This is a genomic window from Pseudomonas sp. 50_B, assembly GCF_017491625.1.
Taxonomy (GTDB): Bacteria; Pseudomonadota; Gammaproteobacteria; order Pseudomonadales; family Pseudomonadaceae; genus Aquipseudomonas; species Aquipseudomonas danubii.
Map to the genome: position 1 here is coordinate 143,890 of NZ_JAFGYX010000002.1, position 14,639 is coordinate 158,528.

The following is a 14,639-nucleotide window of genomic DNA, read 5'->3' on the forward strand; positions in this document are numbered from 1 at the left end:
CTTGCGTTACGAGGTATGACTGCGTTCTACAGGTATTCACAGATCCTGCTCAAGCTCCGGCTGGGTTTGCAATGGCAAGTGCAAGGTGATGCAGGTGCCATGGCCGTCAATACCATCGGCGACACTGATATGCCCGCCGTGGGCACCAACCATGCCCTGGCAAATCGCCAGGCCCAGCCCCGTTCCCTGCCCTCCCCGATCGCCACGGGCAGCGGTATAGAACATGTCGAAGATCTTCGCCCGCTCCTCTTCGGGAATCCCCGGGCCCTCATCGCTGACGGCAAAGCTCAATTCATGCTCATCGGCACTGACCTTGAGTTGCAGGCGACCCTGGTTTGGCGAAAAGCGTGCGGCGTTCTCCAGGACATTGACCAGTGCCTGCTCGATCAGGGCGGCATGCACATGGAGCAACGGCAGGTCCGGTGGCAATTCGGTGCTCACCTGCAGCGGCGCCAGCACCGCACGCAGGCGGTTCAGGGCGCTGCCGACTATGTCCCCAGGCGCGACCCAGTCGCGAGCCAGTTTCAACGCACCATGGCCGAGCCGGGTCATGTCCAAGAGGTTCTGGATGTAGCGATCCAGGCGCTCGGCCTCATCCCGCGTGCCTTCCAGGAGTTCACGCCGGTCTTCCAGGGGAATCGCCTCCCCCAGCGCCAACAGGCTGTCGATGCTGCCGCGCATCGAAGTCAGCGGTGTGCGCAGATCGTGGGACACAGAGGCCAGCAAGGCACTGCGTAACTGTTCGGTTTCACCGTGCAGTCGCGCCGCCTCCAAATCCTCCGCCAAACGCGCCCGAGCCAGCGCCTGGGCCAGGGGCTGGCTGAGGGCGGTGAGCAGGCGGCGACGCTGGCCACTGAACTCTTCGCCTTCCCTGGGACAGACACCCAACAACCCCAAGGGGCCGTCATCCACCGATAATGGCCACCACCACCAACGCCCGAAGGGCAAGGTCCCGGTCCCCAGCCCCGCAGGCTGATCGTGCTGCCAGGCCCAATCGGCCGCCGCACGCTCAGCCTCGGAGAACTGCGGCGAGCCACCGGTTTCGACTTTCCAGCCCCCCTGCCCGTCGCGATTAAGCAGGCAGATACGCAACTCATCACGCCCATGCAGGTGCTGGGCTGCGGCACTGATCACCGCTTGCCGGTCAGTGGCAGCGGTGAGCTTGCGTGACAGGTCCAACAGTTCACCGGTTTCCTCCTGGGTCTCGCGCAGGGCCTGCAACTGCCGCCGCTGGCGCGCCGCCAGGTTGCCGGTGAGCGCAGCCATGAGCAGGAAAAACAGCAGAGTCAGCACATCCTCTTCACGCTGGATGGCAAAAGAGAAACTCGGCGGGATAAACAGGAAGTCATAGCTCAAGAACGACAGCGCCGCGCAAGCCAGGGCCGGCCCCAGGCTGCTGCGCACGGCCACCAGCAACACTGCGGCAAGAAACACCAGGGAAATGTTCGGCAACGGCAGCACACTGGCCACCCCCCAGGCCAGGGCACTGGCCAACACGGTCGCCAACAGCGCCAGGGCATAGTCGAACCACAACAGCGAATGCTTGGCTCGCAAACCCGGCTGATGGGGTTGTGGCTCGCTGTCCAGGACATTGATTTCCAGGCCATCGGCATTACGCAAGAGGCGCGCCGCCAGGCCACCACCAAACCAGCGCCGACGCCAGCGGCGGCTGGATTGCCCCACCAGCAACAGACTGGCGCGGCGTTCGCTGGCGTGCTGGATCAGGGTCTTGGCCACCTCGCCAGCCCGCAGCAGAACCACCTCCCCGCCCAGGCGCTCAGCCAATTGCTGCGCCGCCTGCAAGCGCAGGCGCGACTGCTCGTCCCGCAGCCGGCCGTTGTCCACATGCACCAGGCTCCAGGGCAAATGCCGACGCTGGGCCACACGACTGGCATGACGCACCAGACGCTCGGCCTGGGCATCGCCATCAATGCCCACCAGCAAACGCCCACGCACCGCCGGGGCCGCCTGCCCCAACTGGCGATAGCCCAGGGCCAGGTCGTTATCCACCTGGGCCGCAGCAGTCTGCATCGCCAACTCCCGCAGCGCGGTGAGGTTGGTCTGGGTGAAAAAGGCATCGATGGCCGCCCGCGCCTGCTCCGGTACATAGACCTTGCCGTCCCGCAGGCGCTCCAGGAGCTCCCGCGGCGGCAGGTCCACCAGCAGCAATTCATAGGCTTCCTGCAGCACCCAGTCGGGCAGCGTCTCGCGGACCTGGACCCCAGTAATGCCGCGCACCTGATCGTTGAGGCTCTCCAGGTGCTGGACGTTGACCGTGGTGAACACGTCGATACCCGCCGCCAGCAGCTCCTGGATATCCTGCCAACGCTTGGCATGCCGGCTGCCCGGCGCATTGCTGTGGGCCAGTTCGTCCACCAGCACCAGCTTGGGCCGGGCCTTCAACAGACCATCCAGGTCCATCTCTTCGAGCACCACCCCACGGTACTCCGAGCGCACCAGGGGCTGCTGCGGCAAGCCGCTCAGCAGCGCTTCGGTCTCGGCACGACCATGGGTTTCCACTACCCCGGCGAGCACCTTGACCCCTTGGCGCATTTGCGTGTGGGCGGCCTGAAGCATGGCGTAGGTCTTGCCGACGCCAGGAGCGGCGCCAAGAAAGACCTTGAGCCGGCCGCGGCCATCCCGGGGCAGATCAGCAAGCAGCGCGTCGGCGCGGCCGGAATCACTCATGGGTTATCTCTCTGCAACAAAACAATCGGTTCAATCCGCACGCTAGACGCTGTCACCCGCACGAACGGCAGCGCTTACAGATTCTCCAGGGCCTGGTTCAGGGCCAGTACATTGACCACCGGCGGCCCCACCAGCGGCCGCTCGATATGTGCCTGCACCAGCGCCTGTAGCTTAGCCGCCGGCAGATTGCGCGCCGCCGCGACCCGCGCTAGTTGATAGTCAATCGCCTCGGGTGGCAAGTGCGGATCAAGGCCGCTGCCGGAGGTGGTCAGCAAGGCCAGCGGCACTGGCCCTTGACCTGGCACCTGGAGCTTTTGGGCATCGTCGATCACCCGCGTGGCCAGGGCCGGGTTGCTCGGCGCCAAGTTGCTGGCACCACTGGACACCGTGGCAAAGGCTCCTGCCGATGGGCGTGGATGAAACCAGGCATCACCGACAAAATCCTGGGCAATCAGGGTCGAACCACGCACCTTGCCCTGGGCATCACGCACCAGGCTGCCATTGGCCTGATCCGGGAACGCCACCTGGGCCACACCGGTCACCACCAGTGGATAGGCCACGCCGGTAATCACAGTCATCAACACAATCAGGCTCAAGGCCGGACGCAATACGCTAGTCATTTCTCAATCCTCGATTCATTCAATGCCGCAGGCGAGTTACACCAGGTGCAAGGCGGTCAGCAGCATGTCGATCAGCTTGATCCCGACAAAGGGCACCACGATCCCACCCACACCGTAGATCAGCAGGTTGCGCCGCAGCAGGTGGGCGGCACTGGCGGCCTGGACCGTGACCCCGCGCAACGCCAGAGGGATCAGCACCACGATGATCAGGGCGTTGAATACGATCGCCGAGAGAATCGCGCTCTGCGGGCTGGTCAGGTGCATGATGTTGAGCACGCCCAGCTGTGGATAAATCGCTGCGAACAGCGCTGGCAGAATGGCGAAGTACTTGGCGACATCGTTGGCGATGGAAAAGGTGGTCAGGGCGCCACGGGTCACCAGCAGCTCCTTGCCGATCTGCACCACATCCAGCAGCTTGGTCGGATCACTGTCCAGGTCGACCATGTTGGCCGCCTCGCGAGCCGCCTGAGTGCCGTCGTTCATCGCCATGCCGACATCGGCCTGGGCCAGCGCCGGGGCGTCGTTGGCACCGTCGCCGCACATCGCCACCAGGCGTCCGTCGTTCTGCTCGTGACGGATGCGCGCCAGTTTCTTTTCCGGCGTGGCTTCGGCCAGTACGTCGTCGACCCCGGCTTCAGCGGCGATGGCGGCAGCAGTCAGCGGGTTGTCGCCGGTCACCATGACAGTGCGAATCCCCAGCTTGCGCAACTCGGCGAAACGCTCGCGGATACCCGGCTTGACCACATCCTTGAGGTGAATGGCCCCAAGCATCCGGCCTTCGCCGCACACCAGCAGTGGAGTACCACCGCTCTGGGCGATCTTGTCGATTTCCCGGGACAGGGCCGGCGCCAGGTCGCTGCGTTTGAGGCCAACAAAGTTCAGCACCGAATCCACCGCCCCCTTGCGATAGATCCGGCCCTGGTAATCGACGCCGGACAGGCGGGTTTCCGCACTGAATGGCACGGCGGTCAAGACTTCAGGAGCCGGTTCAGGTTGTGGATAAAGCTCCCGCAAGTACTCGACGATGGATTTGCCTTCGGCAGTGTCATCCGCCAGTGAAGCCAGCAATGCTGCTTCGGCCAGCTCACGAGCGTTCACGCCGGGAGCCGGATGAATGGCGCTGCAACGACGGTTGCCGAAGGTGATGGTGCCGGTCTTGTCCAGCAACAACACATGCACATCCCCCGCGGCCTCCACCGCACGCCCGGATTTGGCGATCACATTGAGGCGTACCAGACGATCCATCCCGGCAATGCCGATGGCCGACAGCAGGCCGCCGATGGTGGTGGGAATCAGGGTCACCAATAACGCCACCAGGAACACCAGCGGCAGGCTGCCATTGGCAAAGTGGGCGAAGGGCTGCAGGGTCACCACCACCAGCAGGAAGATCAGGGTCAGGCCGATCAGCAGGATATCCAGGGCCACTTCGTTGGGCGTCTTCTGCCGCTTGGCACCTTCCACCAGGGCGATCATGCGATCCAGGGTCGACTCGCCGGGATTGCTGGTGATGCGCACCAGCAGCCAGTCGGAAACCAGCCGGGTGTTGCCGGTCACCGCTGAGCGATCGCCACCGGACTCGCGGATCACTGGCGCCGACTCACCGGTGATCGCCGCCTCATTGACCGCGGCAATGCCCTCGATCACCTCGCCGTCCCCCGGGATCATTTCCCCGGCTTCAACCCGCACCACATCGCCTTTGCGCAGGTTGATCGCCGGCACCACCTGATAGGTGCCCTCGCTGGTGCGACGGCGAGCACTCAAGCCTTCGCTGCCGGCCTTGAGGCTGTCGGCCCGGGCCTTGCCACGGCCCTCTGCCAGAGCTTCGGCAAAGTTGGCGAAAAGCACGGTAAACCACAGCCAGAGGGCTATCTGTGCCGCGACGAACGTCGATACCGAGGTATCCGGCACGAAACACAGCACAGTGGTCAGGATTGCCGTCAACTCCACCACCAACATCACCGGCGAACGTTGCAACTGGCGAGGGTCGAGCTTGACGAAGGCCTGAATCAGCGCCGGGCGCCACAGAGCAGAGATCGCGGTACTCGAAGATTCGGCCTGGGTGCGCTTGGCCTTGGCGGCCGAGTCAACAGCCTTGTTCGAGGCAGGAACATGCATATTCATCATCAGGTCCTCAGAAGCCCATGCTCAAGTGTTCAGCGATTGGGCCCAACGCCAGGGTCGGCAGGAAAGTCAGGCCGCCCACCAGCAAAATGGTCACGGTCAACAAGGCCACGAACAACGGGCCGTGAGTGGGAAAGCTGTTCTGGCCGATGGGGGCGGGCTTCTTCAGCCCCAGGCTGCCAGCCAGGGCCAGCACCGGCAGGATGTAGCCGAAACGTCCAATCAGCATGCCCAGGCCCAGCATCAGGTTATGGAAGGGGGTGTTGGCACTGAAGCCACCGAAGGCCGAGCCGTTGTTGGCGCTGGCTGAGGTGTAGGCATACAGCAACTGGCTGAAACCGTGAGGCCCTGGATTGCTGATGGCTCCGGCCGGGCCAGGCAGGCTGGCGGCCAGGGCACCGAGAACGAGGACGCCAATGGGCATGACCATCAGGGTCACTACCAGCAATTGCACTTCCTTGGCCTGAAGCTTCTTGCCCAGGTATTCCGGGGTGCGACCGATCATCAACCCGGCGAGAAATACCGCGATCAGTACGTTCAACAGCATGCCGTAGAGACCCGCGCCGACACCGCCGAAGATCACCTCCCCCACCATCATGTTGATCAGCGCCACCATGCCGCTCAGAGGATTCAGGCTGTCATGCATGCCGTTCACCGAGCCATTGGACGCGGCCGTAGTGGTCACCGACCAGAGCACCGTGGCAGTGGTGCCCAAGCGCGCTTCCTTGCCTTCCAGAGGTGCCGCCTGCTCCACCGCAGCATTCTGCAACGCCGGATTGGGTTGATACTCCGCCCACAGCGAGGTGGCACCGCCAATCAGGAACAGGGCAAACATGCAGGCAATGATCGCGCGGCTCTGGCGCAGATCCTTGACGTAGTGGCCGAAAGTGAACACCAGGGCCACGGGAATCAAGATGATCGACACCAGCTCGAACAGGTTGCTCCAGGCACTGGGGTTCTCGAACGGGTGAGCCGAGTTGACACCGAAGAAGCCACCACCATTGGTGCCCAACTGTTTGATGGCGATCTGGCTCGCCGCCGGGCCCAGCGGAATCACCTGGTCGTTACCTTGCAGGGTCAGGGCATCCACGTAGTGGGCAAAGGTCTGGGGCACGCCCTGCCAGACCAGGAACAACGCCAGCAGCAGACTCAGCGGCAGCAAGCCATAGAGAGTCGCGCGGGTCATGTCGCCCCAGAAGTTGCCCAGGGTGCGCACCGAACGCCGGCCAATGCCGCGGCACAAGGCAACCAGCACCGTCAGCCCGGTAGCAGCGCTGACAAAGTTCTGCACGGTCAGGCCGACCATCTGGCTGAGGTAGCTCAGGGAGGCCTCACCACTGTAGGACTGCCAGTTGGTATTGGTCATGAAACTGACGGCGGTGTTGAACGCCTGGGTCCATTCCTGTCCCGGAAGATTCTGCGGGTTGAGTGGCAGATACCCCTGGAACAGCAGGATGGCAAACAGCAGGACAAACCCCGCCAGGTTGAAGGCCAACAAGGCCAGGGTGTATTTCTGCCAACTCTGCTCGTCTTGTGGGTCGACCCCGGAAATCCGGTAGCACGCACGCTCCACCGGCCCCAGGACCGGGGTCAGCCAGGTGCGCTGGCCTTCCATGACCTTGTAGTAGAAACGTCCCAGCCAGGGCGCGGGCAGCAGCACCAGGGCAAAGAAGGCGAGGAGCAGCCAATAGTCATAACTGTGCATAACCGCAGCTCCTAGTTCCGATCCGCGCGCAGCAGCGCAACCAGTAGATAAACGAACAGGCCCACTGCCAGCAGCAATGACACCGCGTCCAGAATGTTCATGGAATGTCTCCGAGGTACGGCGATTGCCGCGAATGCAGCCATTGTCCGCAGGGTGCCTGTAAAGGAACGAGATCGACGGGGTGGGAGGCCCATAAAGAAAGCGTAAAGACTGGCTTTATGCGGCGTTTACCTGGGCAGTTGGAAGACGACAGCGGCTGCCCCCATGCTCCCCCTGCCCCAATCGAAGGCACCGGGATGCACCAGACTGATATCGATCGACGACAAAAACCTGGAAAACATCCTCGATACGACCGCTTTCCTGGCTTTACGACGGTCGCCACGAGACTGGCATGGGCGCTGCACAGGCCAGTCCCGAGCACTTCCAACCGTTCAGGGAGCAACTGATGAACACACAACTCAAGCCCACTCTGGGCACGCTGCATTTATGGGGTATCGCGGTCGGTCTGGTGATTTCCGGGGAATACTTCGGCTGGAGCTATGGCTGGGGCGTGGCCGGACCCCTTGGTTTCCTCGTGACCTCTTTACTGGTCGCCACCATGTATACCTGCTTTATATTCAGTTTCACCGAGCTGACCACGGCCATTCCCCATGCAGGAGGCCCCTTTGCCTACAGCCGACGCGCCTTTGGCGAGAAAGGCGGCTTGATTGCCGGGTTGGCCACTTTGATCGAATTCGTCTTTGCGCCACCGGCGATTGCCCTGGCCATTGGCGCCTACCTGAATGTGCAGTTTCCGGCGCTGGACCCCAAGCATGCCGCCGTGGGGGCCTACCTCGTCTTCATGGGCCTGAACATCCTCGGGGTAAAACTGGCGGCTACCTTCGAACTGGTGGTGTGCGTACTGGCGGTGGCAGAGCTACTGGTATTCATGGGCGTGGTAGCACCGGCCTTCAGCTTCAGCAATTTCGCCCTCAACGGCTGGGCCGGAGCCGACACCTTCGGAGCCCCTGCGATTGCCGGGATGTTCGCCGCCATCCCCTTCGCCATCTGGTTCTTCCTGGCCATCGAGGGTGCGGCCATGGCCGCCGAAGAAGCCAAGGACCCCAAACGCACCATTCCCAAGGCCTACATCAGCGGCATTCTGACCCTGGTACTGCTGGCCATGGGGGTGATGTTCTTCGCTGGCGGAGTGGGTGACTGGCGCACCCTGGCCAATATCAACGACCCGTTGCCACAGGCGATGAAAGCCGTGGTGGGCGACAGTTCCGGCTGGCTGCACATGCTGGTGTGGATCGGCCTGTTTGGCCTCGTGGCCAGCTTCCACGGGATCATCCTCGGCTATTCGCGGCAGTTCTTTGCCCTGGCTCGTGCCGGCTATCTGCCAGCATCCCTGGCCAGGCTGTCACGTTTCCAGACGCCACACCGGGCGATCATCGCCGGCGGCCTGATCGGTATCGCCGCGATCTACAGCGATGGCCTGATCAACCTGGGCGGCATGACCCTGACCGCCGCAATGATCACCATGGCGGTATTCGGCGCCATCGTGATGTACATCATGAGCATGCTCAGCCTGTTCAAACTGCGCCGGACCGAACCGGACCTGCCACGCAGCTTCCGCGCCCCGGGCTACCCGCTGGTACCCGCCATCGCACTGGCACTGGCGCTGGTGTGCCTGGTGGCCATGGCCTGGTTCAACGCGCTGATTGGCCTGATCTTCCTCGGCTTCATGGTGCTGGGTTTCATTTACTTTCAGCTCACCGCACAACTGCGGGCCGATGCCCCGGCGGATGCCATGCTCACCGGTCTGTAAGCATCGGGCACTACTAGCCAGAACAATCAGGCATACAATGGAACCAGTGCGAAACGCTTTAACTCAAAGCATTACAGGCAGTCCCGAGGGCGAACCTTCGTCCTCGGGAAACTGCCGTTCAAGGAGAGCCCTATGCCCTGGTATGCCTGGTTGATTCTGGTGGTTGCTATCGGTTCGATCGTCGGCGGCTTGATGATGCTGCGCGACACCGCCCACAAGGTGGAACTGACTGATGAGCAACGTAAACGCGTAGCCGAACGCAACGCAGAAATGGATGCCAAAGAAGCGCAGGATCGTTAATCCCATCAGCCCTTTCGTCCTGCATTGAAGGGACTGCTCAAGGCCCTACTTTTCCCATTCGGCCTTGGCGATGTGCAAGCCGTGCTGACCTTTGTAGGCCGCCCGCTCCGGCTGGCTCCAGCCTTCAAGCAGTGACTCTTCGAGACGATAGATCTCCACTCCCAGTGGCCGGCAAACACTCAAGGGGTCCTGAGCCTCGGGGCCCCACATCGGCAAGGACAGATCGCCCCCCGGGCAGGTCGACAGTGCACACAGCAGGTCGATTTCGGCAAAAAACTCCAGATAGTCGCCCTTTTGCGCCGGACAGGCCTTCATGAAATACATGTCGTCATGATTAAGGCCGGTGCACTGAAAGATATTCAATACGTCATGCACGTCGAATTCGGTGAGGCCATGGGGCAGAACCGCCCGTGTCAGATTGGAGTGACAGTGATGATGAAAATCCTCGCCTGTGAGCATTCGGTTCACATAGGGATCGCAACGGGTACCCAATAAATCGTGCAGGCGCCCGCCATGCTCGTCGATACCATAATTCGCCAGGCTGTCATCGGTGATCGTGACCAGCGGCCGCAAGAAAGGCAGGTTCGACCAGAGCCGGTCATGGGTGCTGACATGGGCGCCCTGCAACTGCCGGGTACGTGCAGCCCATAGGCGTTCTCGCGGGTCATTGGCATTCCAGACGTTGAAGTCTCCCACTTGCGGGCCTACGGGTGTGGTCACTCGAAACACATGACCGGCGGGCACCTTCCAGGCCCGGCCCGTACGAATCGGCACCTCGAACTGCTCGATCAGCGTACGTTGTGCCCGGTTATCACGGATACGTTCATAAAAGGTCGTATCCACCTGCAGCGCCGAGCCTTTGCTGACCTGATAAGCCGCTGGATAGTCTTTGTACATGGGTATCGCCCTCACTCAGTGACGCAAGGATTGACTGAACATGTTCAGCAGCAGGCGCTCGGAGTCGTCCAGATATGCCTCCATTGCCTCGCCGGCGCGGGCTTTGTCACCCTCCACCAGCCATTGGTGAATCTGCCGGTCACGAACCAGCCAGGGCGCCTGGAACAACGCTTCATCCGGCGCGGCGCAAAACACCAGACGCAATTGCGCGACTACATTGGTGAAAAATTCATCGAACAAGGAAGAGTCCAGTAGCCTTACCACCTGCTGATGAAAGCGCAAACCATGGGTCCCGACAGCACGCCAGTCCTCGCGATCTCGGGCCAATTGGGCCGCCTCGATGGCGTCGAGCATACGATCAGCCTGGCACTCGCTCAGCGGCTTTGCACTGGCGATCGCCTGCAACTCCAGAGTCCGACGTACTCGGAACAGATCCTTTACCTCATCGCTGCTCAGGCGTCTGACCACCACGCCTTTATAACGGACATAGTGGGTCAACCCCTCCTGGCCCAAGCCGTGCAACGCTTCACGTATGGTGTTGCGCGAAGCGTTGTAGGTGTTGACCAGCTCGCTCTCTACCAACGGCATGCCAGGCAACAGGCGACCACCGATAATGTCGGCACGCAGTTCCACCCTGATCTGGTCCGCAAGGGATAAACCGTTGCTCATGGCAACACCTCGAGATTGTTCAACAATTCGTGATCAAACTTTAATCACTTATCGTGCCAATTCCTGAGGGTCCTGCAAACACTCGCCCTACCTGTCGGAACGCTGTAAATACGCAAAACACCCACTGATAAGTAGGGGCGTGATCTGATGATCCTTGGTTAAAATAGCGCTCTAGTTGTGGAGGTTTCTCAAATGCGTTATTCAGCAGACCATAAAGCCCAGACACATCAACGCATTATCAAAGAAGCTTCGGAACGTTTTCGTCGTGATGGAATAGGGGGAACGGGATTACAACCACTGATGAAGGCACTGGGCCTGACCCATGGCGGTTTCTACTCCCACTTCAAGTCCAAGGATGAGCTGGTAGAAGAAGCCCTTTGCGCAGCTGCCCAAGACCTGGACGCCCACTGCGCAACTCTGTTCGCACAAGAACAGCCCTTGCAGGCGTTTATCGACAACTACCTTTCCGAGTGGCATCGCAGCTCACCCCATCAAGGTTGCCCACTACCAACCATGAGCTCGGAACTCGGCCAGCGCGGCCAACCCAGCCCCACCACCGATGCAGTGCTCAATGCCAGACTTGCCCAAGTGGAAGCGACTCTGGAAGGTGAAAATAAGGCGCAACGCAGCCTGATGATCATGTCGACCCTGGTGGGAGCGTTGATGCTCTCGCGCAGCGTGGAAAGTCCTGAACTGGCGGTACAGATACTGGAAGTCGTCAGTGAGGGCCTGAAGAAACAGGAGCAGGAATAATACAACCCGCTCCATGGGCCGCCTTAATTGGAACGCGCGGCGGCACTGTTCCTGGAAAGATTGGGCCCCAAGGCCAGGCGCGCGGCGACCAGTGCTTGCCAGTCCGCCGGAGCGGGAAACGAAGGTAGCGTGATCAACTCTCTCTGGTCGAAACCACTCAATGCCGCGTCCACCATCTCAGTCGCCTCAATCACCATCTCTAGGGGGATGGCCTTAGCCTCCAAGCCTGAACGCTCCCAGATCTCGGTACAAGTAACGCCAGGCAAGCTCCCCTGAGCCTGAACGTCATTGCCTTTCAACTCAGCCGGCAGTGACTGAGTCAGGCTTAGCACGTAAGCCTTGGCGGCACTGTAAGTCGCATTGAAACGCTCCGGGATTAACGCGACCACTGAGACAATTTTGATGATCGCCCTGCGCCCGACCGCGAAAAAACTCGTCGCGGCCGCTCCTGACAATCTTGAAAGTAATGGACGCCTCCGATTGGAACATCCGGAGAGCGAAAAATATTACATGCACAATACTCTTGCAGCACCATGAAAAAATTGCCTGTTGATTGAGATTCATGGCTAGGCACCAAACCCGCCCGAAATACAGAAGGCCGGTCACTGACCGACCTTCGATTGCTACTTGATCAAGTCAGTTGACGACGAGCTTGTCTCGATTGCGCTCCAGGATAGTCTTGCCGATACCCTTGACCTCAAGCAGTTCATCCACCGAAGCAAAGGGACCATTCTCTTCACGATAAGCGACAATCGCCTTGGCCTTGGCCTCGCCAATTCCAAATAGCTCGCGCTGCAGGACAGCCATATCGGCGGTATTGAGGTTGATTTTGCTGACTTGAGGCGTTGCCTGCTCCACTGCCTCAGGAGCAACAGTCTGCGCCTTGACAGCAGGCGCTGCTTGAGCTGCAAGCGAAAGGCTGGCTAGAACGGCAAAGATCAGCGAGGAGAGATAAGAGTTACGCATAGTGACGCTCCATGACATCGAGTAAGGAAAACAGCTTTTCCGAAGCTGCCTTCCAAACCTAGGTGATGCCGCAGGCAAGTCAAAAGCAGGAGGGTTACCGGTTGTGTAGATTCAAGGTTTGAGACGCCGCTGTTGATAAACCCAGTCGACGATTTCACCGTCCGGGGTATAACCACTCACCGTCTCACGAAGCAGTTGTCGAACTCTTGCATAATCATCTAACTCAAGCGCTGCAAGGAGTTCGCTGAGCTTGGCCTTAAGCACATCCCAAGACAGATGATCCTCATTGGCGCTCATGATCATTGGGTGTTGAGTCGCCACTACGTTGTCGCCAATCAGCAACTCTTCGTAAAGCTTTTCACCAGGACGAAGGCCGGTAAACTCGATAGCGATATCGCCATGAGGATTTTTTTCCGAGCGTATGCTCAGCCCGGAGAGATGAATCATCTTTTCCGCCAACTCGACGATTTTCACCGGCTCACCCATATCCAGCACAAAAACATCACCGCCCTGCCCCATCGATCCAGCCTGGATAACCAGCTGAGCAGCTTCCGGAATAGTCATGAAATAGCGCGTAATCTTCGGATGAGTGACCGTCAGCGGACCACCTGATTTGATCTGTTTGCGAAACAGTGGAATGACTGAGCCTGAAGAGCCCAATACATTACCGAAACGCACCATGGTGAAACGGGTTTTATTTACCCTTGAAATATTTGAAGAGTCATTGAATAACACTGGCGCGACTTCTTTGCTCAACGCCTGCAGAGTAAGTTCCGCCAAACGCTTGGTACTCCCCATTACGTTAGTTGGGCGAACAGCCTTATCAGTAGAAATCAGTACAAAATTAGCCACACCGGATTGCAAAGCGGCCTGCGCCGTGTTGAGCGTACCCATCACATTATTAAGTACACCTTCAGCAATATTATGCTCAACCATCGGTACATGCTTATAAGCAGCAGCATGATAAACCGTCTCGACACTCCAGGTTTTCATGACAGATAACAGCTTTTCGTAATTACGCACGGAGCCTAGAATAGGGAGCAATTTTACAATACGAGCCTCCCGCGACACACGCAGTTCAAGCTCAGACAAAATACTGTAGAGATTGAACTCGCTATGATCGAGCAGAATCAGAGCAGTGGGGCCCAAGGACAAAATCTGTCGGCAAAGCTCAGATCCAATAGATCCGCCGGCACCTGTCACCAGAATAGTTTTCCCTTTTATACAGTGCGCCAACAAATCGCCTTGAGCAGGTACAGAGTCACGCCCAAGCAAGTCCGCAATGTCCACTTCTTGAATGTCATCAACCTTCACTCGCCCACTGGCCAAATCCATAAAGCCAGGAACACTTCGAACATGAAGGGGAAAGTCCTCAAGAAAACCAAGAATCTCTCTACGACGACTACGAGTAGATGAGGGAATCGCTAGAAGTATTTCTTCTGCTCCCGTTTCGTCTATCATCTGTTGCAAGTGCTTGGGCTTGTATACCTGCAAACCAGCAATCATCCGATCGGCAATACTGTCGTCATCATCGATAAATGCAACTGGACGCATGAAACGTCCCAATCGTAGCGCTGCAACTAGCTGATTACCTGCCGAACCAGCGCCATAGATAGCTACCTTGGGTAAACCATCATCCCGGTTGGTGAATGGTACGTGCTGTGCGGTCGTGAACCAATCACCGAGAAAATATTGGCGCATAGCCAATCTTAAACCACCAATCATCACTAGACTCAACCACCAGTAGTTGAACACGATTGAACGTGGAACCACGACCTGGTGATTGCTATAAAGATAAACAACCAATGAAAGAATCAAAGCAGATAAAGTTACCGCCTTTACAATCGTAATAAGAGCATCATTACCAAAGTAACGCATGACGGCCCGATACATTCCAAACCGAACAAATAGAGGAATAGCAATTATCGGTGCACTTATGAACAGCCAAAGATGAAGAAAAAAAAGGTTATCTAACTCTTCAAACCCCAGCCTAACAACGAAAGCCATCCACAACGCAGCCCACACCAGAAAAACGTCAACAACCACCTGGAGCACACGTTTTTTTCTACGAGAACGACTCAATAAAAATGACCGTATCTTTTCCATATCT

General features: G+C 59.0%; 12 protein-coding genes and 1 pseudogene. 3 read left to right on the forward strand and 10 right to left on the reverse strand.

All coding sequences use genetic code 11. The features are described 5' to 3' along the window. Positions 1-36: 36 nt before the first annotated feature. The 5 genes from J5M73_RS03740 to kdpF all read right to left on the reverse strand — a co-directional run bounded on the left by J5M73_RS03740 (position 37) and on the right by kdpF (position 7,235). The gene (locus tag J5M73_RS03740) at positions 37-2,688 is read right to left on the reverse strand and encodes a sensor histidine kinase KdpD (RefSeq protein ID WP_102860872.1); all 2,652 of its coding nucleotides are present in this window, start codon (positions 2,686-2,688) and stop codon (positions 37-39) included. A gap of 74 nt (positions 2,689-2,762) precedes the next feature. Further along, positions 2,763-3,308 (reverse strand): potassium-transporting ATPase subunit KdpC, encoded by a 546-nt coding sequence (gene kdpC / locus J5M73_RS03745; RefSeq protein WP_102860871.1) that lies wholly within the window; start codon positions 3,306-3,308, stop codon positions 2,763-2,765. Between the two features lie 36 nt (positions 3,309-3,344). Further along, complete coding sequence (kdpB, locus tag J5M73_RS03750; RefSeq protein ID WP_102860870.1) at positions 3,345-5,429, reverse strand: potassium-transporting ATPase subunit KdpB; 2,085 nt, start codon at positions 5,427-5,429, stop codon at positions 3,345-3,347. A gap of 10 nt (positions 5,430-5,439) precedes the next feature. Beyond that, positions 5,440-7,134, reverse strand: coding sequence for a potassium-transporting ATPase subunit KdpA (gene kdpA, locus J5M73_RS03755; RefSeq protein ID WP_102860869.1), 1,695 nt, complete (start codon positions 7,132-7,134; stop codon positions 5,440-5,442). A gap of 11 nt (positions 7,135-7,145) precedes the next feature. Continuing rightward, entirely contained in the window at positions 7,146-7,235 is a 90-nt protein-coding gene (gene kdpF, locus J5M73_RS03760) for a K(+)-transporting ATPase subunit F (RefSeq protein ID WP_016964080.1), read from the reverse strand. 344 nt (positions 7,236-7,579) lie between these two features. On the opposite strand from kdpF, the gene eat reads away from it, so the two are divergent. After that, on the forward strand, positions 7,580-8,944 hold the full coding sequence (gene eat / locus J5M73_RS03765) for an ethanolamine permease (RefSeq protein ID WP_102861004.1): 1,365 nt from the start codon (positions 7,580-7,582) through the stop codon (positions 8,942-8,944). 132 nt (positions 8,945-9,076) lie between these two features. Then, the gene (locus J5M73_RS03770) at positions 9,077-9,244 is read left to right on the forward strand and encodes a DUF2897 family protein (RefSeq protein ID WP_020796133.1); all 168 of its coding nucleotides are present in this window, start codon (positions 9,077-9,079) and stop codon (positions 9,242-9,244) included. Positions 9,245-9,289: 45 nt separating this feature from the next. Here the strand turns inward: J5M73_RS03770 and J5M73_RS03775 are convergent, their stop codons facing one another. Together J5M73_RS03775 and J5M73_RS03780 are read right to left on the reverse strand one after the other, a co-directional pair. Then, positions 9,290-10,141, reverse strand: a complete 852-nt coding sequence (locus tag J5M73_RS03775) for a DUF1989 domain-containing protein (RefSeq protein ID WP_102860868.1) — start codon at positions 10,139-10,141, stop codon at positions 9,290-9,292. Between the two features lie 15 nt (positions 10,142-10,156). Then, a complete protein-coding gene (locus J5M73_RS03780) occupies positions 10,157-10,810 on the reverse strand; it encodes a GntR family transcriptional regulator (RefSeq protein WP_102860867.1) in 654 nt (217 codons plus the stop codon). Positions 10,811-11,002: 192 nt separating this feature from the next. Between J5M73_RS03780 and J5M73_RS03785 the strand changes: the two genes are divergently transcribed. Next, positions 11,003-11,563 carry a TetR/AcrR family transcriptional regulator gene (locus J5M73_RS03785; protein WP_102860866.1) on the forward strand — a complete coding sequence of 187 codons (561 nt, stop codon included), beginning with the start codon at positions 11,003-11,005 and terminating at the stop codon, positions 11,561-11,563. 23 nt (positions 11,564-11,586) lie between these two features. Here the strand turns inward: J5M73_RS03785 and J5M73_RS03790 are convergent. The 3 genes and pseudogenes from J5M73_RS03790 to J5M73_RS03800 form a co-directional block, all read right to left on the reverse strand. After that, positions 11,587-12,027: pseudogene (locus J5M73_RS03790) on the reverse strand (SDR family NAD(P)-dependent oxidoreductase); the annotation flags it as partial. Between the two features lie 172 nt (positions 12,028-12,199). Then, on the reverse strand, positions 12,200-12,529 hold the full coding sequence (locus J5M73_RS03795; RefSeq protein ID WP_102860865.1) for a helix-hairpin-helix domain-containing protein: 330 nt from the start codon (positions 12,527-12,529) through the stop codon (positions 12,200-12,202). A 111-nt stretch (positions 12,530-12,640) separates the two neighbouring features. Next, positions 12,641-14,635 (reverse strand): nucleoside-diphosphate sugar epimerase/dehydratase, encoded by a 1,995-nt coding sequence (locus J5M73_RS03800; RefSeq protein WP_102860864.1) that lies wholly within the window; start codon positions 14,633-14,635, stop codon positions 12,641-12,643. Between the last annotated feature and the right edge of the window lie 4 nt (positions 14,636-14,639).